The 21,448-nt window shown below is 31.1% G+C and carries 19 protein-coding genes; 8 read left to right on the plus strand and 11 right to left on the minus strand.

The genetic code is table 11. The features are described 5' to 3' along the window. The first annotated feature begins 2 nt into the window (after window positions 1-2). Together LW133_RS01895 and ychF are read left to right on the plus strand one after the other, a co-directional pair. Window positions 3-1,409 carry a leucyl aminopeptidase gene (locus tag LW133_RS01895; RefSeq protein ID WP_233075854.1) on the plus strand — a complete coding sequence of 469 codons (1,407 nt, stop codon included), beginning with the start codon at window positions 3-5 and terminating at the stop codon, window positions 1,407-1,409. A gap of 1 nt (window position 1,410) precedes the next feature. Further along, window positions 1,411-2,511 carry a redox-regulated ATPase YchF gene (gene ychF / locus LW133_RS01900; RefSeq protein WP_233075856.1) on the plus strand — a complete coding sequence of 367 codons (1,101 nt, stop codon included), beginning with the start codon at window positions 1,411-1,413 and terminating at the stop codon, window positions 2,509-2,511. Between the two features lie 83 nt (window positions 2,512-2,594). Here ychF and LW133_RS01905 read toward each other — a convergent pair whose 3' ends face one another. From LW133_RS01905 to pyrC, 8 genes are all read right to left on the minus strand, one after another. Then, on the minus strand, window positions 2,595-3,296 hold the full coding sequence (locus LW133_RS01905; RefSeq protein ID WP_233075858.1) for a class I SAM-dependent methyltransferase: 702 nt from the start codon (window positions 3,294-3,296) through the stop codon (window positions 2,595-2,597). A gap of 45 nt (window positions 3,297-3,341) precedes the next feature. Next, complete coding sequence (locus LW133_RS01910) at window positions 3,342-3,986, minus strand: class I SAM-dependent methyltransferase (protein WP_233075860.1); 645 nt, start codon at window positions 3,984-3,986, stop codon at window positions 3,342-3,344. Between the two features lie 132 nt (window positions 3,987-4,118). After that, the gene (locus tag LW133_RS01915; RefSeq protein WP_233075861.1) at window positions 4,119-5,537 is read right to left on the minus strand and encodes a glycosyltransferase family 9 protein; all 1,419 of its coding nucleotides are present in this window, start codon (window positions 5,535-5,537) and stop codon (window positions 4,119-4,121) included. A 198-nt stretch (window positions 5,538-5,735) separates the two neighbouring features. Further along, window positions 5,736-6,947 carry a glycosyltransferase family 61 protein gene (locus LW133_RS01920; RefSeq protein ID WP_233075862.1) on the minus strand — a complete coding sequence of 404 codons (1,212 nt, stop codon included), beginning with the start codon at window positions 6,945-6,947 and terminating at the stop codon, window positions 5,736-5,738. A gap of 13 nt (window positions 6,948-6,960) precedes the next feature. Then, window positions 6,961-8,163: a hypothetical protein gene (locus LW133_RS01925; RefSeq protein ID WP_233075863.1), complete on the minus strand. Its 1,203-nt coding sequence runs from the start codon at window positions 8,161-8,163 to the stop codon at window positions 6,961-6,963. A gap of 138 nt (window positions 8,164-8,301) precedes the next feature. Then, entirely contained in the window at window positions 8,302-9,159 is an 858-nt protein-coding gene (locus LW133_RS01930; RefSeq protein ID WP_233075864.1) for a hypothetical protein, read from the minus strand. Between the two features lie 224 nt (window positions 9,160-9,383). Beyond that, window positions 9,384-10,160 (minus strand): alpha-2,3-sialyltransferase, encoded by a 777-nt coding sequence (locus tag LW133_RS01935; RefSeq protein WP_233075865.1) that lies wholly within the window; start codon window positions 10,158-10,160, stop codon window positions 9,384-9,386. 158 nt (window positions 10,161-10,318) lie between these two features. After that, window positions 10,319-11,338 carry a dihydroorotase gene (gene pyrC, locus LW133_RS01940; protein WP_233075866.1) on the minus strand — a complete coding sequence of 340 codons (1,020 nt, stop codon included), beginning with the start codon at window positions 11,336-11,338 and terminating at the stop codon, window positions 10,319-10,321. Between the two features lie 91 nt (window positions 11,339-11,429). Between pyrC and LW133_RS01945 the strand changes: the two genes are divergently transcribed. Both LW133_RS01945 and LW133_RS01950 read left to right on the plus strand, forming a co-directional pair. Further along, window positions 11,430-11,747: a DMT family transporter gene (locus tag LW133_RS01945; RefSeq protein WP_233075867.1), complete on the plus strand. Its 318-nt coding sequence runs from the start codon at window positions 11,430-11,432 to the stop codon at window positions 11,745-11,747. Continuing rightward, window positions 11,744-12,058 (plus strand): DMT family transporter, encoded by a 315-nt coding sequence (locus LW133_RS01950; protein WP_233075868.1) that lies wholly within the window; start codon window positions 11,744-11,746, stop codon window positions 12,056-12,058. Before LW133_RS01945 ends, LW133_RS01950 begins: the two co-directional genes overlap by 4 nt. 7 nt (window positions 12,059-12,065) lie before the next feature. Here the strand turns inward: LW133_RS01950 and LW133_RS01955 are convergent, their stop codons facing one another. From LW133_RS01955 to topA, 3 genes are read right to left on the minus strand one after another with little or no spacing between them, the layout of a single operon-like run. Beyond that, a complete protein-coding gene (locus LW133_RS01955; protein WP_233075874.1) occupies window positions 12,066-12,797 on the minus strand; it encodes an outer membrane beta-barrel protein in 732 nt (243 codons plus the stop codon). A 51-nt stretch (window positions 12,798-12,848) separates the two neighbouring features. Then, the gene (locus tag LW133_RS01960; protein ID WP_233075876.1) at window positions 12,849-13,775 is read right to left on the minus strand and encodes a radical SAM protein; all 927 of its coding nucleotides are present in this window, start codon (window positions 13,773-13,775) and stop codon (window positions 12,849-12,851) included. After that, window positions 13,772-15,967 (minus strand): type I DNA topoisomerase, encoded by a 2,196-nt coding sequence (gene topA / locus LW133_RS01965; RefSeq protein ID WP_233075877.1) that lies wholly within the window; start codon window positions 15,965-15,967, stop codon window positions 13,772-13,774. Before topA ends, LW133_RS01960 begins: the two co-directional genes overlap by 4 nt. A 146-nt stretch (window positions 15,968-16,113) precedes the next feature. On the opposite strand from topA, the gene LW133_RS01970 reads away from it, so the two are divergent. From LW133_RS01970 to LW133_RS01985, 4 genes are all read left to right on the plus strand, one after another. Further along, window positions 16,114-17,661: a flagellin B gene (locus tag LW133_RS01970; protein WP_233075879.1), complete on the plus strand. Its 1,548-nt coding sequence runs from the start codon at window positions 16,114-16,116 to the stop codon at window positions 17,659-17,661. Window positions 17,662-17,834: 173 nt separating this feature from the next. After that, a complete protein-coding gene (locus LW133_RS01975; RefSeq protein WP_233075880.1) occupies window positions 17,835-19,730 on the plus strand; it encodes a motility associated factor glycosyltransferase family protein in 1,896 nt (631 codons plus the stop codon). A 40-nt stretch (window positions 19,731-19,770) separates the two neighbouring features. Further along, window positions 19,771-20,103, plus strand: a complete 333-nt coding sequence (locus LW133_RS01980; protein ID WP_233076185.1) for an arsenate reductase family protein — start codon at window positions 19,771-19,773, stop codon at window positions 20,101-20,103. Further along, on the plus strand, window positions 20,097-21,446 hold the full coding sequence (locus tag LW133_RS01985; protein ID WP_233075881.1) for an SH3 domain-containing C40 family peptidase: 1,350 nt from the start codon (window positions 20,097-20,099) through the stop codon (window positions 21,444-21,446). The genes LW133_RS01980 and LW133_RS01985 overlap by 7 nt, the downstream gene beginning before the upstream one ends. Window positions 21,447-21,448: the final 2 nt, after the last annotated feature.

Below are 21,448 nucleotides of genomic sequence, written 5' to 3' on the forward strand. Positions count from 1 at the left end.
AAATGAAAAATCAATATGAAATTATTTTAAATGAGCAAGAAAAGGCAGATGTGCGTGTTGTTTTTATACCTAACAAACAATTACCAAATGAAGAGATTTTTAAAACTTTTAATTATAAGGGTGAAGGAAGTTTTTTTGATCAGTCAAAAATGATTCTTTATTGGGGAATTAAAGAAATGCAAAAAGATTATTTGCGTGAAGCAGGTTGTCAAATTTCACGTTATTTTGAGAATTATGCATTTAAGAGTTTTGAATTAGATTGTTGTGAAGATTTAGAAACTATGCGTGCATTGGTTTTGGGAATTTTACTTGGTGGATATTCTTTTGATTCTTATAAAACTAAGAAAAAAGAAAATGTTTTAAAACAAGTAATTTTAAAAGAGACAAAAAAATGTAAAATCACACAAGAGGATATTCAAGAATTGCAAATTATTGCGCAGGCAATTTGTGATGTGAGAGATATGGTAAATACTCCACCACAAGATGCTACACCAGAATTTTTAGCACAATGGGGTAGAGATGTAGCCTCTCAAAATAATATCACATGTAAGATTTTAGATGAAAAAGATTTGGAAAAAGAAAAAATGGGTGCTTTTTTGGCTGTAAATCGTGCATCGGTACATAAGCCAAGATTAATTCATTTAAAATATCAGTCCAAAAATCCACGCGCAAAAATTGTACTTGTTGGCAAGGGATTAACTTATGATTGTGGGGGATTGTCTTTAAAACCTTCTGATTTTATGGTGAGCATGAAGGCGGATAAGAGTGGTGGATGTGCGGTTATTGGTATTTTGCAAGCTGTGGCGGCTTTGCAAATGGAAGTGGAATTACATGCTATTGTTGGGGCGACTGAAAATATGATTGGCGGAGATGCATATAAGCCTGATGATGTGTTGTTTTCTCGGGAGGGAAAAAGCATAGAAGTGCGTAATACTGATGCAGAGGGTAGATTGGTTTTGGCAGATTGTTTGAGCTATGCACAGGATTTAAAACCTGATTATTTACTAGATTTTGCAACTTTAACAGGTGCTTGTGTAGTAGGGCTTGGAGAATATACAAGTGGTATTATGGGATATAATGAGGAGTTAAAAACAAGATTTGAAAAAGATGCATTAAGAAGTGGCGAATTAGTAGCAAAACTACCTTTTAATAGACATTTAGAAAAACTTATAGAATCAAAAATCGCAGATATTTGCAATATTGCAAGTTCTAGGTATGGTGGAGCAATTACTGCGGGGATGTTTTTGGGAGCATTTATTAGAGAAGAATATAAAGATAAATGGTTGCATATTGATATCGCAGGTCCAGCATATGTAGAAAAAGATTGGGATGTGAATACTTATGGAGGTAGTGGAGCAGGTGTTAGGGCTTGTGTAGAATTTATTAAGAATATTGTAAAAAAGGGATAAAATGGGATTATCAATTGGAATAGTTGGTCTGCCAAATGTTGGAAAGTCAAGCACTTTTAATGCACTTACAAAGGCACAAAATGCGCAATCTGCAAATTACCCATTTTGTACAATCGAGCCTAATAAGGCGGTTGTAGAAGTACCTGATGCAAGGTTGCATCATATTGCAAAAATTATTAATCCAGAAAAGATTTTGCATTCTATGGTGGAGTTTGTTGATATTGCTGGTCTTGTGAAAGGAGCAAGTAAGGGCGAGGGATTAGGGAATCAATTCTTAGCAAATATTAAAGAAACAGATGTAATTTTGCATTTGGTGCGATGTTTTGATGATGAAAATATCACTCATGTGGAAGGAAGTATAGATCCTATTAGAGATGTTGAGATTATTGATCTAGAATTAATTCTAGCTGATTTGGCAACTTTGCAAAAAAGGATTGAAAAACTAGCTAGACAAGCAAAAGCAGATAAAGAAGCAAAGGCAATGTTAGAGCTTGCAGAAGCTTTACAAAAACATTTAGAAGAAGGAAAACCTGTAAGAAATTTTGAAAAGCAAGATAATGAAGAGTTTTATCTTTTAAATCGTGAATTGCGTTTTTTGAGTAATAAGGAAGTGATTTTTGGAGCTAATGTGTCAGAGGATGATTTGGCAGGAGATAATACTTATGTAACGCGACTTAAAGAATATGCACAAAAAAATGGTTGTGAAATTATTAAGCTTTGTGCAAAGCTTGAAGAAGATATGGTAAGCATGAGTGATGAGGAAAAAAAAGAGTTTTTAGAGAGCATGGGGTGTTCTGAGAGTGGTTTGGAGCAAATTATTCGCACGGGATTTTATAAATTAGGGCTTATTAGTTATTTTACAGCGGGGGTAAAAGAAGTGCGATCTTGGACAATTAAAAAAGGAGATAGTGCACCTGTGGCTGCAGGGGTAATTCATAAGGATTTTGAAAAGGGCTTTATTCGTGCTGAGACAATAGCATATGATGATTTTATCAAATATGGTGGTGAGGCAAAATGCAAAGAAGCAGGGGTTTTGCGTATTGAAGGGAAGGATTATATTGTCCAAGATGGGGATATTATGCACTTTAGATTTAATGTATAAAATATAGAATTTTTATAGAGAATTAAAAAATCCGTTTTTTTTGTGTTTTGCTTAGAATGGATTTAGTGGTTTTATTTTTTTGTTTAAGAAGCTTTGATTTTTAATTCATAACTAAAAATTTCAGGACTTGCAGCATGAAATGCACTACAAGTGATTTTGTTCCAAAATTTATTATTGATTTTATAAAGTTTTAGAAAAAATTGACGCATGAGTTTTTTGATTCCTTTGAGGTCATCAAGGCAATCTTTATCAAGGAATTCAAGGTTTTCAAAACCTGCCATTTTTAAGACATAGATTAAACTACCAGATGTAAATAAAACATTATGGGTAAAGTCTTCATAGGCCCAGTAAGCACCTGTATGGCTCTGTGCATTTGGTACAGCAATAAGTAGCATTCCCTTATCTTTAAGAAGATGAGATTTGAGATATTTTAACAATGGAATGATTTGGTCTTTTGGAAAATGTTCTAATACATGAGTGATAAATATGATATCAAATTTTTCGATAGGTTGATAGGTAAAAATATCTTCTACAACTTCTGCATCAAGTCCTTGATTTTTGCAAGATTCTATTGCCTGAAGATTAATATCAATCCCTTTTACTTGCCCCCCCCCCCTTGCTGTTTTTAAGATTTGAGAAATCGCTAGGAGATTTTGACCAAAACCGCAACCAAAATCTAAAATTTTTGCATTTAAATTTTTGTGAATAATATTTGCCATATAGCTAGGTAGTTTATAATTTTCATAAGTAAGGGGGCTTATTCCTCTTGCATTAAAATAATCCATAAAGATCCTTATTTTTTTGGGTAGTAATTTAATATCGTATAAAAATCAGTTTTGTAAAATGATTTTTGAATCTTCTTGAGTTTTGCTTTGCATAAAAAATTTTGGTAGAAGATGAAACCCTATTTTACTTAATATAATAATACTTTTGAAGATAAATTTAGGAAATTTTTTTGTTGTAAAAAGATGAATATTGCGATAAGAATAAAAATAAAGTTGGTGTTTTTTTGCAAGGACTTCAAGACTTTTGTAAGAATAAAAACTAATATGTTGCCCATGAGAAAAACCATAATACCACCATGTTTGCTCTCCATTGAAGGGTGGAACTTCAGAGGGGATTAGCTCAGTTGAGAATAAAATATTTTTTGATATTTTTAATAAAGATTCTAATGTTTTTTGTGGATCTTCAAGATGTTCAAAAACTTCAAAAGATACAATTAAATCTATTGGGGTTTGATGGCAAAAAGTAAAGGGTTTGGCAAAAATATTTTGTGCATAAGCATCATAATAAAATGTTGAAAAACCAATATCTCTTAGCATTCTTACTAAAATACCATACCCCCCCCCAGTCAAGAATCTTTGCTTTTTTGCCAAATAAAAAATACGCAAGAGTAGAGATGGTTTTTTGTAAAAAAAGATTGCGAGAGAGGATTCCTGTGTCTGATGCATTAATTGCTTCTGTGTAACTTTCATCAAGCCAAAAAGCTTTTTGACATTGGATAAAACCGCAGTTTTTACATTTAAAAAAAGGAATTTGATATTTGTTTAATATAGGGGCATTAAAAATAAAATTACAGGTTGTTTGACAGATTTTGCATTGCATAATTATCCTTTGAGATGATTTTTTAAGATAGAAATGACATCTTGCGCTTTTATGGCATTAATGTCAAGTCTACTTTCTTGTAAAAAGTTTGAAAAAATGGCGTAGGCACTGGGATTTTTTCGTACAATGGGGTGGTAGATTCCATAGTATTCACCTCCTAAATCCTTTGGATAGGGGGTGAATCTATGGAAGTGATTGCCATTATACACGACAAAAATTTTGTCGTGTCTAATGGCCTTAGCAATGTGCACACAAGATGTTTCATTGCTAAGTAGTTGATTGCCATTATACACGATTTTTGCAACCTCACTAAGTGAGGTTGCACCACAAAGATTTATACTTGTTTGATGAGAAATATTTTTTTGAATATATTCCCCAGTATCTCTATCTTCTTTGCCACCACAAATTACAATATTTAAGCCTTGTTGTGCAAGAAAGTTTCCTACTTTTATAAAAGAGTTGGCACTCCATTTGCGATAAGGATTTGAAGCACCGATAAATAAAACTGCATAAGGTTTAGGAAGTTGGAATTTTTGTAAAACTATATCAGGATTTTTAAGTTCAAGTAAAAAAGGTATATTTTTATCATTGAGAAATGTACTAAAAAATTCTTGATTCCTGTGAAATTCAAAAGTGACTTGCGGGGAGCTTGGAAGGATTTGTGTATAAAATTTATCAAAGTATTTTTTAAATTTAAGACTAAGATTTGAAGTATTACCTGTGGAGGTGATTTTATTTTCAGCAGTGATAAAATGTGCGATTTGCTCACTGATTAAATCTCGACTAAAAAGAGGGTTTAGTAGGGTTGTAAAATGATTTTTTTTAAGTAAAAAAAGAATCTTTAGTCGATAGAAAGGATTTTTAAGGAATTGTTTTCTATTGATAGGGATAAAAGTATCCACATAATCTTTGTCAAAAGTATTAAATAGCTCTTGATAAGCGATATTACCAATAAGTGTGATTTTTCCATATTTTTCGTTAAGTGGTTTGAGGAAATTGCGAAATAAAATATAATCCCCAATTGCATCTGTTTTGATAATGACAAGTCCCTTTTTTTCTCCTTTTTTTTGGAAAATTTGAAGTAAAATTCTTGATAAAAAGTCAAATATTTCATAGAAAAAAAATCGAATAATTTTTAGAAAAGATTTTGTGATTTGAGGTTTTTGTGGAATATAATAAAGTATTTCTTGATTTTTAGCAAGACTTTTTTCAGTTTCATCTGGCATGAAAATAAGGTCGCAATGCAAAAATGCATTTTCTTTTTGAGAAAGTGTTTTTATCGCTAAATTTTTTTTTGCAATTACATCTAAAATATTTTGATTTTTGCTTGAAAATAGTAGTTCTTTTTGTAGATATCGCAAGGAAAAAAGAAAATCAAGAAGTAGTTTTTTGTCTGTATTTTTGCCAAGATAAATATGCATAAAATGCCTCAGAGTAAAATAAATACCGATATTATAGCAAATTTTCTTTCATCCTTATAGGTTTAAAAAGCCCTTAGTATAAAGCGCATCTTTGTTTTTTGATAAATAAGATTGTGTTTTGATGCTTTATAGATTTTTTTGTAAAATTTTTAACAAATATTGATTGGTATTTTTTCAAAATAAACTCCATAATATTTTTTAGGTTGATAGATGAGTTTCTAGGATTTTAAGTGCAGTTTTTAAAGCTTGAGGATTGATATAAACATTTTCTTTTTGAGGATGCATGGAAGTGTCTGGAGTTTCTCCAACTAAATAAGAATAGCGACAATGTTTAAGTAATGCTTTAAGTTGAGGACTATTGTCAAAATAATATTGTGAAAAGATCTCAAAAACATAAATTTCATCATTTGCAAATAAAATATTATCTAGTCCGGATCCATGTAAAGATGCAATACAAATTACTTGTGAAAAAAGTTCTATAATTTGTTTAAAATTTAAAATATCTGGAAAAACAATTTCATAACCAAAACTTTTAAAAATTTCTTCTACTTCATGGTTGTTTTCAATAAGACGATTAGAATTTTCAGGGCGTTTTAAAAAGATTTTTTTATGTGGTTTTATATTTTTGGGTTTAAAAGAATCAAATATTTTTGCGATTGCACTGTGAAATGCATTGGTGCGATAGTGTAAATAACCTCTATATTCAATAAATTCATAATCTTTAGTAAGTGTGGGGATGATAATATTTTTTGCTCTTAAGGTTATAGATAAACAAGAAGAGATAATTTTACGGGTGGGGATATTAAAAATTTTAATAAGTTCTTTTTGAAATGATTTGGAGTTTGGTAGAATATAATAATCTATTTTTATATTTGTTAATCTTTCAAATTGTTGAATTTGATAGAGATTAAAGGCTACATCTGCAATGAGATGTCCATAACAATTCTCTATATCAGGACGCGTTAATAAAGCAACATTTGCGTGGATGTTTTTTGCAAACAGAAGTTTAAAGCGGGTTTTAATATTTTTATAAAGAGGAAAAAGACTATTTATAAATACTCTTGCCCCCCCCCCCTCGGGTTTTTTTGCCTTTTGTGCTTTTAAACTTTGATAAAAAAGTGGATGTGTTTTACAGCTTGTTTGCTCGATTAAAAATTTTTTACTTTGTGTGAGAATGATTTCTTGATTGCTAAAACAATACGCATTTGGAAGCATATAAACATTAAATTCTTGTGTTTTATGACGATAGGGTCTAAATGCTTTATGATGATTTCCAAAGATATCTTTTAAATAAAAGTTATAGTCCCCGCCATTGATATAAATTTCTTCAGATGGAAAGATTGTTTTTTGCATAATAATTTCATGATTTTGTAAAGCTTCTTGTATTGTAGTATGTTTGAGTAATAGCATTTTAAGAAATTCCTTAACCTAGATTGTATGATTCTATCTCATTTTTTGATTTTATTAGATAATTTAAGAAGGTTTCAATTTCAATACAATCTCTTTTTTTCCAATAAATAAGATTGTGTTTTTGATGCCTTTTTTCATAGGATTTTCCGATAAATTTTGCATTTTTTTTGATGTTTTTTATAGGAGTAGTTAAAAAATCATTTAAAGAGAGAAAATCTTTTTGCTCTTTTCCATTGATAAGAATATTGCGTTTTTTTAGTCCATAGTGAAAGGAAAAAATCCCAAGGTTTAAGATATGTTTTAAATGATGCATTTGGAGTTCTTCAAAGCCATTTGGATTCATTTTATAGATATTATTTGCTGTAATTGGAGCGATAACATGATCTGCACCATTATAGATTTGAAATCCTTGATGTTTATGAGGATTGATTGGAATATATAAGCAATTATATTCTTTAAGTGGAAAATACTCTTCTTGTTCTTTGATGGAAAAATCCCTATATTTTTTTGCGCCAATATTAAGGCCAGAGAGGCTAAAAGCACATCTTTTATTAATGAGATAACAGAATTTAATGAAATTTTGAAAAGAAGTTTTAGAACTCATGGGTGCATAAAAATGAGTAAAAAGCTTTCCAATAAGCTGATGAAAAATGTTGCGTTTTTGACCAAGTAGATGATCACACGCTAATAATGCTTTTCTAAATTCTAGCAATTTATTTGTAAGATAGATGTGATCAGCATCAATTTTTATATAGTATTTATAGCGAATTTTTACAAGTCCATAATTGTAGTAATGTGCGATGCTGTGGATAGAATTTTCAGGAATATGATTGTTATAGTGTTTTAAAATTTCTTGCATTTCTTTGTTTTGGTTAGAAATATGTGAATTGCTTACTGCAAAAACTTCTGGCGTATAGTAAAAAAGTCTAATTTTGTTGGGATATTTTTTTGCAAGATCAAGGCATTGCAAATAGGTTTCATCTTGATTGCTTTCATTAATGAAGGGTTGGCAGGTGATGATGAGTTCATCTAGCACAGGTAAGATGCTAAGGATAGCTAATGTGACACTATGAGGTTCATTTTTTACACGAAGATGCCCGCTAATCCCTAGGATTCTTGGGGAGTTTAATGCATTAATTTCATTTTGAGTGATAGCAAATGGGCTATGGGTTTCTAGTGTGTAATAAGAAGAATCATTAGGTGTTTTAAATTCCATGTGTGAGGGGGGGGGGGTAGCATAATATTCCTTTGTTTTATCGCAATTATAACAAAAATGCTAGATTTTATTTTTGCAAAACAATTGGAAAATGTAGCATGGTTTATATTTAAAAATAAAAGAGTGGGTATGATGAGTTTATTTAAAAATATGTTTTTTAAAAAATGTACGAGAGATTTTATTAATAATTCTAAAAATTAAATTTTTCTTTTTGAAATTTTTGAAATATTCTATCTCTAGATTTATATCTCGCGTAATTTCTTTGGGATCTGTTAGAGGAAAATGCATTTCTTGTAATGTTAATTTGTGGAAAAAGTCATCAAAAATTTTGTGTGTAGCATTTTGATGTGTAAGGCCAATATTGATAACTAGATTATTTTTTGGGCTAATGTTTAGTGTTTTTTTATAAAGCAAGTGGAATCCAAATTGATAATCCCATGCATCTTCAAATCCTTTTTTTTGCCAGATATCAAAGATTTTTTTGCATTGAGCTTTTTCTTTTTTAGAGATAAAAAGTGGAATAATCTCTTCAAAATTTCCTTGAAAATCTTTAAAATCCATTGCTACATTTTCCCAAATTCTTCGCCAAGTAGCCCAACCATTTGTATGTACAGATTTTGTAAAAAAATAATCTTGAGAAAAATTTTTGGTGTAATGTGTGCAAAATTGCATGCCACTAATAATTCCGATATTTTCATGGTTTTGATATTTTTGGAGCATAATATCGCAAAAATGAAAAAAACTTAGAGAGGGTAGGCAGTCATCTTCTAAAACAATTCCTTGAGATTCATTTGCAAAAAACCATGAAATTGCTCGATATGGACCCATTTTGCATCCAAGATTTGTTTTTGAAAAAAGAGTAAAAACATCACATTGCCAGTCAATACTTTGTAATATTTTTTCTCTTAGAATGATGATTTTTTGCTGTGTTAGTTTATCCCCCCCCATCACTAGCAAGATAAAGTCTTTTTGGTTTTGCTTTTTTAATACTTTCAAAAACTTTTAAGGTGGCATCAAATTTATTGTAAAAAATTAGTAAAACAGGATTTTGACAAAAATAAGTCATGTTTATCTTTCTTTTAAAACTTTTTTAATTATATTAATTATTATCGCTATTGTTCCGCAAAAAAATCTTTTTGTATCGATGAGAAATTTTATATAGAAGTTTTCTCGCGTAACTTGATATTTTATTAATGTATTTTTGAGGAAAATTTTGATTTTTACAAGCCCCCCCCCCCCTTGTTGAAATCAGGAGGTAAGATCACATCTTTTGTATAATTTTGTGGTTTTTTGATAGGAAGTGTTGGGCTTTGATTTTGTTGTGGGGCTAGGGGGATATATTGAGATAGGGTAGAATCTGGTGTAATACTATAGAGTTTTATATCTGGGAATAATTCTTGGATTTTTGCTATAGCTTGTAAATCGACTTCCTTAGAGTGCCAAGGGTCTTTAAAATCTTGATTTTGAAAATGCGGAATCATAGTAGTTAGATTTTTGAGATCTTTTACTTCAAATGCATAATTTACCCCTCCGCCTTCATAAAAATCAATTCCTGTAAGATAGATTTCTTTATAGCCTTGTGCGATTGCAACAATAATCATTATGATGCTAGCAGTAAAGTTTTTTTGATAATAGTATTGATTAAATTTTAATAAGGCATGGAGTTGTGGGACTTTAGTAAAATAATTTGCTGTCATTTTAACTAGAGGAAAAAAGAATTCTATCTCTTTAATTTGATGTTGATTATCAAATCCTGCAAAATTACAATATACATCTTTTACTTGATATTCATGATTATTGATAAGATGGTTTAGTGTAAAATATTGAGTTTTAAAGACAAAGGGATTAAAAAATACACCTGTAATATTTTTGCCTAAAAAATAAGAATCTTCAAGGTAGAATTGATTGCACCGAAAGAGATCATAGTTTTCTGGAATTCTTGTGTAGTCAATGGATTTTAGTGAAGGACCATTTCCTGCTATGATAATAGGTTTCATCTCTTCTCCTGTTTTTGATTTTTTATTATTTTATGAGATTTTATGGATTGTGATAGTGTTTTTAGGAATCTATAAAATCAACATTTTAGATTTATGTTTAAAAACATCATTTTTTATTCTTGTTTTATAGGATTTTTGTAAAAGCAAGAAAATAAAGCCTATAGCGACCAAGAAAGCATTTTATTTGCATGCATTGGAATGATTGTCTGCCCATCTTTTGTTGTAACTTTTTCTACAATTTGACAAGGTTTTTTATAAAAAGTTAAAGTTTTTTCCACAAAATCCTTAGAATCTAGTGCATAGTTTTTGAATGCATTATCGCTGATAAATTTTTGTAAATTTTCTAATGCATGATTTTTATCAAAAAGCTCAATAAGAGATTCTAAAAGATAAGGAGCTGAAAAAATCCCTGCAGCAGCATTATCTTTGAGTTTATTTTCTAAAGTGTGTGGCGCACTATCTGATCCAAAAGAAATTTTAGGGTGAGCATTTAACGCAAGTTCTAGAAGCTTTTCTCTATCTTTTGGAGTTTTTAAAATAGGTTTGCAAAAATAATGAGGTGATAAACCTTTGCCCAAAAGCGAATCTAAATCTAGGGTAATGTGATGCAAAGTAAGTGTGCCAAATAGATTTTCATAATCTTCTAGAATTTTTATACTTCGATGATCGCTCATATGTTCTAATACAATTTTTAGTTTTTTGTATTTTTTTGCTAAAAATTCAAAAATACTTAAAAATTCATACTCCCTATCTAAACTAAAGCCATTGCTTTCGCCATGAATGCTGAGTATAAAATCCATATCTTGAGCAATTTCTAAAAGTTTTAGCATTTTAGAATCTAAAATATCATCTACACCATTACTGGAATTTGTAGTAGCGCCCTTAGGGTAGAGTTTGAGAATTTTTATACCTAAATCTTTAGCTTTTTTTAGTTCGCTTTCATTAAGAGTAGGAGTGATATAAATTGTCATTAAAGGATAGAAGTCCGGACATATATTTTGTATTTGATTTTTATATTGTATTGCATCTTCTGCTGTGCTTACTGGATTTTTTAGATTTGGCATTACTACGCCACCTAAAAAAGTTCTTGCACTAAAAGGCAAAACAGATTCTAAGATTGCATCTTCTCTGAGATGCAAATGCATATCAAATGGGTTTTTAAGTGTAATAGTTTGCATGCAAACTCCTAACTTTTTTATTGATATTTTACAATTATAATACCATTTTTTGTTCTAATCATATCAAGGAATTTAAGAGTAAGGAGATAGAATGTTGTGGTTATTGCTAGGAGTAGTAGCAGAGATTTTTTGGGTGAGTGGGTTGAAATATTTTTCAGATAATTTGCCTGGAATTATAAGCATTGTTATAGGAGTTTGTATTTCTTTTAGTTCCTTGATTATGGCTTGTAAAAAAATGGAGGTAAGTATTGCTTATGCAATGTTTGTTGGGCTTGGTACTTTTGGTGTTGTTTGTATAGATATTTTTTATTTTAAGCAGGATTTTACTATAGTGAAACTTTTTTTAATTTTTGTTTTAATGATTGGCATTATTGGTTTAAAGTTGATTAAGGAGGAGAAAAAATCATGAATTTTATTTTTTTAATTTTGGCGGGATTGCTTGAAGTGGTAGGTGTTCTGGTGCTCAAAAAAATTTCTATGGGTAAAAAAGTTTTACAATGGATATTATTGCTTTGTATTACCTTTGGTTTATCGCTTTATTTTTTAGGTTTGAGTATGAGAGAGTTTTCAATGAGCGTAGCTTATGCGATTTGGACGGGGATAGGAACCTTTGGGGGAGTGATATTAAGCATTGTTGTATTTAAAGAGAGCTGTAATTTTAAAAAGCTCTTTTTTATTTTTTTGATTGTGGCTTCAGTGATTGGGTTAAAGACTTTATAGTCTTTAATTAAAAAATATAAGAATAATTTAAAACAAAATAATTATTATATTGTAGTTTATGGGTTATGGGATCTAATTTATCTTTATCTACTTGCGAGTTTACAATGATGCTATCATCGGGGTTAATTTGCTTAATTAATCCAGTATAGCGATAGTTGATTTCAAACTTATGGTGTTGTTTTAGAATGTAGTAAAACCCTAGAGTGGGATAGATTCCATGTGCAATGAGATTTTTAGTCTTAAGATTGGCAGGTCCAAGAATAGGATAATGGCTATATTTTCCATTGCTAGGAAGATAGACATCAACTTCATATCCTACACCAACGCTAAAACCAACTTTATGTTCTTCTTGATTATAAAAATTAAAAATATAAGCAAGATCTAAACCAGTTTTAATAGGGATATAGTTAAGTTCAAAAGAATAAAAATCATGTGCTTTTGATGATATTTTATATCCAGTGCCTCCATAAAGATGAAGAGAGGCTTTTAGACCATGTGCTTTTTTTTCATCAAAGAGATGTTGATAGCCTAAAAGTAATCCCGCATCAAAAGAAGTAGATTTAGAGTCTGTATAGATATATTCATTGATTGAAGGCTGCCCATTTGCACATCTTTCACCACAAACTTTTTCTTTAATATTGGTATTTCCTAGTTGCATCTCTGCACCGACAAAAAAACCATCTTTTGCAAAAAGGGCTTGCATAAAAAAGAGAAGAGGAATAATTTTTTTAAATTGCATATTTTTTCCTTGGATAAAATTCATGAATTATAACAAAAATAGAGGAAAATATTAAATATTTTTAGTAGTGTAAAAAAAAAGCTGATCGACTTTTTGTAGAAAAATTCTTTTTTCATTAAGTAGAGCGGTAAGATGACTTAATGTATCTTTTGTAAAAATCTTTTGTGCCTCTGTAGCTTCAATAGGGCGACGCGCAATAAGATTAAAAAGTTCTTCTTTTTCGAGATATTGTGCATCTTGTAAGGGGGCTTTACGCTTAGGAATACTTATAGGGATATGAGGTAATTCTTTTTGTAAAAATTTAGCAATTAGTTCTAGTTCTTCAAAACTTAAGGGAGTAGTTGTGTAAGCAGGAGGGCGATCAATTGTGCTAAGATCAATTCTTGCTAATTTTAAATCTTTAAAGAAGTTAATAAGATTATCAAGGTTTTCTTGCTTGTCATTGATATTTTTGATAAATAAAATTTCTGCAAAAAGTTCTCCTTGATAAATTTTTGAAAAATTTCTAATTCCTTCTGTAATATTTTGGAGCATAAGATTTTTGTGTGGCCTATCGATACGAGAAAATATTTTTTGATTTCCACCATCTAGAGAAAATTTAACTTTATCAAATAAAAGCAGAGCTTTTTGCACACAGCTTTCGCCAAATCTTGACCCATTGCTTAAAATTAGAGTCTTTGTTTTTTGCGGGATAATAGTTTTGATTTTTTGTATTAGCTCGTAGAGATGAGGATAGAGGGTTGGCTCACCATTTGCAGTAATCGTCAATACATCAATAGAATCTAAAGAAGTATTTTGTAGTGCTTGAAGGATAGAATCTACACTAATAATATCTTCCATTTTTTCTATAGCTCTTTTGCCTTCTAGTTCGCAATATAAGCAGTCAAAATTGCATTGTTTTATATTTGGGGAGAGATCAATCCCCAAAGAAGTGCCAAATCTTCGTGAAGTAATAGGGCCAAAAAGTATAGGTTTCATTTTTCAATTCTATGCTTACATTTGATGCACTCAAAGACTTCCTTGTTTCTATAAGTGCGCTCTGCCATAATATAATTACATTCAGGGCAAGTTTGTTTTGTAGGAAGAAATTTGGAAATAAAATTACATTTAGGATAGTTTGCACATCCATAAAAAAGCCCTCTTTTGCTTCTCCGTAATAAAATCTCACCTTGACACTCAGGACAGGAGATATTTTCTATAACTTGTGGAGCAGTATTATTATTATGTAGAGGTTTTGTATTTTTGCAATCAGGATAACCGCTACAGGCTAAAAATTCACCATTTCTACTCATTTTTTTAACCATGGGCTTTCCGCATTTTTCACAATTTTCTTGGCTTTCTTCTTGCGTGGTATTATTTTCTCTTGGCTTAATATATTTACATTTAGGATAGCCACTGCAAGCGGTAAATTCCCCATATCTACTTTTTCTAATTACAAGTTCGCTATTACATTTTGGACAAAATTCTCCTGTGGAGATAACGACTTTTTGCGAAACAATATCTTGTTTTCCTTGTATGATTTTTTTCTCAAAAGGTTCATAAAATTCCCAAAGTACTTTTTGCCAATCTAGTTTTTCTTCAGCAATAGCATCAAGTTTAGATTCTAAAGAAGCACTAAAAGTAGAATCTACAATTTCATTAAAGTATTGCTCTAGCATTTCTATGACTTTAAAAGCACTATCTTGCGGGAAAATTTGTTTTTTTTCTACATTGATATAGTCGCGATTATTTAGTAATGTGATAGTGGGTGCATAAGTACTTGGACGCCCTATTCCTAGGCTTTCTAGCATTTTAATCAAAGATGCTTCAGAATAGCGTGCTGGGGGTTGTGTTGTGTGTTTTAAAACTTCGATTTTTTGTAATTTTGCTACTTCATTTTCTTTAAGATCAGGGAGTAGTTTATCTTTGTCCTCATTACCTAAAATTTTATAAAAACCATCAAAAACTAGTTTGCGCCCACTGGCTTTAAAGATTCCATCTTCGCCAACAAAACTGATGCTTTGACTTTCAAAAACCGCATCTTCCATTTGCGAAGCTAAGAAGCGATTGTAAATTAATGTATAGATTCTTAATTCATCTTTTCCGAGATAGGATTTTGCAATTTCTGGAGTAAAATCAAGGTTTGTAGGGCGTATAGCTTCATGTGCTTCTTGCGCACCTTTGCTTTTGGTATTGTAGATTTTTGGCTTTGTGGGTAAATATTGCTTACCAAAATCTTTAAGGATTTTTTCTCTAGCAAGATCTTGTGCTTCTTTAGCGATATTTAGGCTATCTGTTCTCATGTAGGTGATTACCCCCATGTTGCCTTGATGGGTTTGTACACCTTCGTAAAGCTTTTGAGCAATACTCATGGTTTTTGTTGGAGAGTATCCCAAAATACTGGAAGAACTTTGCTGTAAAGTAGAGGTCATAAATGGCGGAGGAGTGGGGGTTTTTTTAGATTTTTTTTGCAAGTCTTTGATGATAAAGGTATTTTTTGCTAATACTTCTTGCATTTTTTTTGCAAGGTCATAATTTACAATATCTTGTTCTTTGATTTTTTGACCTCGATAAGAAATAAGTTGAGAATCTAAATCTAAAAAATTTCCATGAATGGTGTAGTAATCTAGCGGAATAAATTTTTTAATCTCTCTTTCTTTATCTACAATAATTTTTAAAGCTGCACTTTGCACTCTCCCTGCGCTAAGTTTTGATGCAATTTTACTGGCAACAAGTGAGCTAAGTTTAAAACCCACGATTCTATCTAGAAACCTTCTTGCTTGTTGTGCATTGACTTTATCCATATCAATGAGACGAGGACTTTTTAATGCATTTTGTATAGCAGTTTTTGTAATTTCATGAAAAACAATACGTGGAAAATCTTGTACATTTTTACCAATAGCTTGTGTGATGTGATAACCAATAGCCTCACCTTCACGATCCTCATCGGTTGCGATATAAATATTTTTTGCTTTTTTTGCAAGTTCTTGAATTTCTTTGACGATATCCTTATGATCTTTAGAAACTTGGTATTTTGCTGAAAATGTTTGATCTTTTATAGTGATACCTAAGGTAAATTTAGGTAAATCTCTAATGTGTCCTTTGGAGGCGATGACTTCATAATCTTTGCCTAAAAAGTTTTTAATGGTTTTTGCTTTAGCTGGAGATTCTACGATAATTAGATTTTTCATTTTTTACTACTTTATAATTAATATGAATTTAAAAATTTTTTATTCTATCACATTTTTTTCATTATTGCTATTTTGCTGTGTGAAAAATTTGGAACACTTATTGCTTTCATTGTTGCGTTAATTCAAAATATAGCAAAGGATGCAACATGAGTTTTAGGATAAATACAAACATTGCGGCATTAAATGCCCATAGTATAGGTGTGCAAACAAATAGGCATATAGCAAACTCTTTGGAGAAGTTAAGTTCTGGTTTGAGAATCAATAAAGCAGCAGATGATGCTTCAGGTATGGCAATTGCAGATAGCTTGCGAAGCCAGAGTGAGAGTTTAGGGCAGGCAATTAAAAACGCAAATGATGCGATTGGTATTATACAAATTGCAGATAAGGCTATGGATGAGCAGTTGAAAATTTTGGATACAATCAAAACTAAGGCTATTCAAGCCGCACAAGATGGTCAAAGTCAAGAGACAAGAAGATCTTTACAAAGTGATATTAGAAGATTGATGGAAGAGCTTGATAATATTGCAAATACCACAAGCTTTAATGGGCAACAAATGCTTTCTGGTGCATTTACAAATAAAGAATTCCAAATTGGTGCATATTCTAATACAACTGTAAAAGCTTCAATTGGTTCTACAAGTTCTGATAAAATCGGACATATTAGAATGGAGAGTGCTTCAGTAGATGGCGAGGGGATGTTAGCATCTGCTGGTGGTAATAATCTTACAGAGGTTTCATTAAATTTTAAGGCTACTGATGGTGTAAATAATTATGAGCTTGAAACCGTGAAAATTTCTACATCTGCAGGAACAGGTATTGGTGCATTAAGTGAAGTAATTAATAGATTCTCTGATAAATTAGGTGTAAAAGCAACTTATAATGTTATGGCAACAGGGACAAGTCCTGTAATGTCTGGTACAGTAAGAGGATTGACAATTAATGGTGTAGAGATTGGAACAATTAATGATATTCGTAAAAATGATGCAGATGGGAAATTGGTTAATGCAATCAATAGCGTGAAAGATCAAACAGGTGTAGAGGCATCTTTAGATATTACAGGAAGATTAAATCTTACTTCTGTTGATGGGCGTGCGATTGCTATCCATGCGGAGAGTGAAGATTCTTCAAGGGTTTTTGGTGGCGGAAACTTTGCAGGAATCTCTGGAAATAATCACGCAATTGTAGGGCGTTTGACACTGATTAGAAATGATGCAAGAGATATTGTTGTAAGTGGTACAAACTTCTCTCATATTGGTTTTCACTCTTCTCAAGGTATTGCGGAAGTTACAACAAGTTTGCGACAAATTAAAGGCATGTTTAGCGCTGATATTGCTTCTGCTTCTGGAGCAAATGCTAATGTGGCGCAGGCAGATTTAAATAGACAGGGCTTGGGTGCTGGTGTTACAACATTAAAAGGTGCAATGATTGTAATGGATATGGCAGATTCTGCAAGATCACAGCTTGATAAAATTAGAGCAGATATGGGTTCTGTACAAATTCAATTGGTATCAACAATTAATAATATTTCTGTAACACAAGTAAATGTAAAAGCTGCAGAATCTCAAATTAGAGATGTGGACTTTGCTGCAGAATCTGCAAACTTCTCAAAAAATAATATTTTGGCGCAAAGTGGAAGTTTTGCATTAGCACAAGCAAACGCAGTCCAACAAAATGTATTAAGATTATTACAATAGTTTTAAATAAAAAGTTGTGGTTTAGCCCACCACAACTCTCACTCTTTGAGAGTTAAAGTAACAATCGACAAGAATTTTAAATAATTAATCTCCTTTTACTCTTTTTAATTTTTCTTTATTTCTTGCTTTTTTGTTTTGTTACAATAATGAAAAAATTCCTAAGGAAGCGTGCCATGGATATTTATAAAAAGAATCTTGATGCTTTAAAGAAAAAAGATCCACTTTTAGCATTGGCGTTAATGCAAGTAAAGCCAAATGAAAATTTTGAAGTTTATATGGATGACAAAGATAATGCAAATTTTAATATTATAAGAAAAAAGGATGCTGTGCCCTTATTTACGCATAAACCTCTAGAAGAGAGTATGCAAAAAATTAATGAATTTGTTCCTTATAGTTATTATCCGTATTTATATTTTTATGGGCTTGGTAATGGGGTTTTTTATAGATTATTGCTGAGCAATGAGCAAATTAAACGCATTGTTATTATTGAACCAGAAATTGAAATTTTGTTTATTGTGTTAAATTTAGTGGATTTTAGTGAGGAAATTTTGAGTGATCGTGTGATTTTGCTTTTTTCACCACATTGTAATAGCGTGATGATTAATTCTTTATTTTTGATGGATAAAAAAAGCAAATTATATGCAAAAGTTTATGATCTTTTTGTGTTTAACTTTTTTTATGAACAATATAAAGAGGAGATTGTAAGAATTAATCAAGATTTTATCAAAAGCATTGAACATAATGTTATTAGTGTAGGGAATGATACAAGAGATGCAATTATAGGATTGCAGCAGCATATTTTTAATTTGCCTGATATGTTGGAATCTCCCACATTGATTGAATTAATTAATAAATTGCAAAATCGTGATACAGCGGTTATTGTCTCCACAGGCCCAAGTCTTAATAAACAATTACCATTGCTAAAAGAAATTGCACCTTATGTTACATTATTTTGCATTGACGCTTCTTTTCCAATTTTATACAAAAATGGAATTAAACCAGATGTGGTATTATCTTTAGAACGCGTGGAAGCGACAGCAAAATTTTATACAGATACTCCAGAGCAAGCACAAGAAGATGTGGTGTTTGCAATTACTTCTATTGTGCATCCCAAGTTAAAAAATGCTATTACAAAAGGGGTGAAGCAATTTAGCATGCGACCTTTTGGTTATACAAATATGTTTGGATTCCATGAGTATGGTTATCTTGGTATCGGAATGAGTGCAGCAAATATGGCGTATGAAATGGTGGTGCATTCTAGATTTAAGCGGTGTATTTTGATTGGACAGGATCTGGCATTTGGAGAAGATGGGAGTTCGCATGCACAAGATGCAGTTTATGGAAGCAATGAAATTAAACCAAAGGAACAAAAAGTATTTGTAGAAAAATATGGTGGAGGTGGAGAGGTAGAGACTACTCTTGTATGGAAGTTATTTTTGCAATTTTTTGAAACAGATATTGCACATACACCCTATAAAATTGAAGTGATTAATGCAACAGAGGGTGGAGCAAGAATTCATGGTGCAAAAGAAATGGCTTTTAAAGATGCAATCAATTTGATTGAAAAAAAAGAAAAACAAAAAATAATATTATCTTATCCCGATAAAAAAAAGAGTGCAAAAAACCTCAAATTAGCACGTAAAAAATGTGAAGATATTATTCAATATGGTATGCGTAAAAAAAAGATGATTGAAGAATTGTTTTTGAAAATAGCAGGATATATCGAAGAGATAGAGGAGTTAAATAAGATCAATGCACTAAATCGTATTAATTTTAAAAAAATTGATTCTTTAAATAAGAAAATTGATAAGGTAAAAATGCTTTTTGAAGATATAAAATTTGTAAATTATTTTAGTGATGCAATACAATCTTATATATTTCATCAAGAGCTAGATATTGCAAAAATTTTAGTGCGATATACAAAAAATGAAGAAGAAAGAAAGGCAAAGCAGCTTGAGTGGTTGTATATTCATAAATACTGGTTATTTTCATTGGCTGGAGGAATGGATTGCGTTATTAATGTAATTAAGGATACATTAAAAGAGCAAGGGGAATTTACAAAAATTTAGTAGTATTTTGGCAAAAAATAAGGAATATATATTGATAAGAATGTATGGAATCACAAATTGTGGCAGTGTAAAAAAAGCGCGAATATTTCTTGAAGAAAGGGGGATAGATTATGAATTTATCGATTTCAAAAAATTCCCACCTACAATTGAATTGGTAAAAAACTGGGTAGAAAAGCAAGGCATTGCTAAGGTTGTGAATAATAAAGGTATGACTTATAAAAAACTAGGTTTAAAAGATAAGAATCTTAGTCAAGAGGAACTATTGGAATGTTGTGTGCAAAATCCTTCTTTAATTAAGCGACCTGTGGTACAGAGAGGGGATATATTATTATTGGGTTTTGATGAGGAGATATATAAGGAAAATTTATGTTAAAAAAGGTTGTTTTAACTTCAGCAATCCTTGTTGTTGGGTGTATAATTGCCCTATCTTGGGTAATTGTAAAAAAAGAAATTACTGAAGCAAAATTAGATTTACCTCAAGATGCAAATTATTATATAACACAACAAGCAGAAGTGGAACTTCCTAAAGATATTGAAAAAATTTTACGAGCAAAATATCTTGAAAAATTTTATAGCCCCTGGGATGAATCTATAGCAAATCCAAATATTGATGAGGTATTTTGGATTGTGCCATCTTTGTTAAAAAGACCAGCTTTTGGTCCTAATTTGAAGCGTTATAGTCAAGAAGATATGCAAAAAATTTATAATAGTATGGATATTGAACACTATCCCTCTGTAGCGCTAAAGGCTATTATTACACAGGATACCTCGGTAAGAGCAGTCCCTACAATTTTACCAAGTTTTAAGGCTAGAGATGATTATCCTTTTGATCGTTGGCAAAATGCGTTGATTTTTAAAGGAACTCCTGTTTTGATTACGCATTATAATACTACGAGGGATTTTGCACATATACAAAGTGGTTTTGTTTATGGTTGGGTGCAGGTGGAGCATTTGGCAAAAATCGCACCAGAAAATGAAAAAATCCTACGAAACACACAAAAATACGCAATTCCTAATACTGATAGGATTCCAATTTATAATACACATAAAGATTTTGTAACAATGGCAAGAATGGGAGAAATTTTTCCAATCAAAAAAGAAACTCAAGAAACTTTTACTATTTATATTCCTGAGAAAAAAAGTGATGGTTTTGTAGAGTTAAATAGAGCAGAGATTCTAAAAAATGATTTTTCACTTTTCCCCAAAAAGTTTAATCTCTTGAGTATGGCAAGTGTGATTGATAGCATGATGGGGCAATTTTATGGATGGGGTGGAGAATTGCAAAGCAGAGATTGTTCAGCTTTTTTAAGAGATAGCTTTACAAACTTTGGGATCTATCTTCCTAGAAATTCTGCTGCACAGGCAAGATATACAGAGAATTTGATTGATCTTAGAGAGATGAATGCAAAAGAAAAAGAGGCTTATATTATCAAAAATGCTACACCATTTGCTACGATTTTGTGGTTGAATGGACATGTTATGTTATACCTTGGTGTGCTAGATGGAAGGGCTATTGTGGCTCATAGTGCATGGGGGGTAAATACAAGTAAAATGTTTAATCAGTCAATGAATTTATTAGGTGGTGTTGTGATTACTACATTGACTCCTGCTAGTGAAAAAAATGGAATTTTTATCAAGTCTAAAACTTTGTTAGATAGAGTTAGGGGAATGTCAGATTTGTATGATTATATTTTAAAAATAGCACAAGAAGGATAGAT

The sequence above is a fragment of the Helicobacter anatolicus genome, assembly GCF_021300615.1.
Classification (GTDB): domain Bacteria; phylum Campylobacterota; class Campylobacteria; order Campylobacterales; family Helicobacteraceae; genus Helicobacter_H; species Helicobacter_H anatolicus.

Excerpts from the sequence above, each read along its gene's own strand:
- LW133_RS01980 (WP_233076185.1), top strand. The coding sequence starts at position 19,771 with ATGTATGGAATCACAAATTGTGGCAGTGTAAAAAAAGCGCGAATATTT.
- LW133_RS01975 (WP_233075880.1), top strand. The coding sequence starts at position 17,835 with ATGGATATTTATAAAAAGAATCTTGATGCTTTAAAGAAAAAAGATCCA.
- ychF (WP_233075856.1), top strand. The coding sequence starts at position 1,411 with ATGGGATTATCAATTGGAATAGTTGGTCTGCCAAATGTTGGAAAGTCA.
- LW133_RS01895 (WP_233075854.1), top strand. The coding sequence starts at position 3 with ATGAAAAATCAATATGAAATTATTTTAAATGAGCAAGAAAAGGCAGAT.
- LW133_RS01915 (WP_233075861.1), bottom strand. The coding sequence starts at position 5,537 with ATGCATATTTATCTTGGCAAAAATACAGACAAAAAACTACTTCTTGAT.
- LW133_RS01920 (WP_233075862.1), bottom strand. The coding sequence starts at position 6,947 with ATGCTATTACTCAAACATACTACAATACAAGAAGCTTTACAAAATCAT.
- LW133_RS01955 (WP_233075874.1), bottom strand. The coding sequence starts at position 12,797 with ATGCAATTTAAAAAAATTATTCCTCTTCTCTTTTTTATGCAAGCCCTT.
- LW133_RS01960 (WP_233075876.1), bottom strand. The coding sequence starts at position 13,775 with ATGAAACCTATACTTTTTGGCCCTATTACTTCACGAAGATTTGGCACT.
- LW133_RS01945 (WP_233075867.1), top strand. The coding sequence starts at position 11,430 with ATGTTGTGGTTATTGCTAGGAGTAGTAGCAGAGATTTTTTGGGTGAGT.
- LW133_RS01905 (WP_233075858.1), bottom strand. The coding sequence starts at position 3,296 with ATGGATTATTTTAATGCAAGAGGAATAAGCCCCCTTACTTATGAAAAT.
- LW133_RS01950 (WP_233075868.1), top strand. The coding sequence starts at position 11,744 with ATGAATTTTATTTTTTTAATTTTGGCGGGATTGCTTGAAGTGGTAGGT.
- LW133_RS01985 (WP_233075881.1), top strand. The coding sequence starts at position 20,097 with ATGTTAAAAAAGGTTGTTTTAACTTCAGCAATCCTTGTTGTTGGGTGT.
- LW133_RS01935 (WP_233075865.1), bottom strand. The coding sequence starts at position 10,160 with ATGAAACCTATTATCATAGCAGGAAATGGTCCTTCACTAAAATCCATT.
- LW133_RS01925 (WP_233075863.1), bottom strand. The coding sequence starts at position 8,163 with ATGGAATTTAAAACACCTAATGATTCTTCTTATTACACACTAGAAACC.
- pyrC (WP_233075866.1), bottom strand. The coding sequence starts at position 11,338 with ATGCAAACTATTACACTTAAAAACCCATTTGATATGCATTTGCATCTC.
- LW133_RS01970 (WP_233075879.1), top strand. The coding sequence starts at position 16,114 with ATGAGTTTTAGGATAAATACAAACATTGCGGCATTAAATGCCCATAGT.
- LW133_RS01910 (WP_233075860.1), bottom strand. The coding sequence starts at position 3,986 with ATGAAAGTTACACAGAAGCAATTAATGCATCAGACACAGGAATCCTCT.
- topA (WP_233075877.1), bottom strand. The coding sequence starts at position 15,967 with ATGAAAAATCTAATTATCGTAGAATCTCCAGCTAAAGCAAAAACCATT.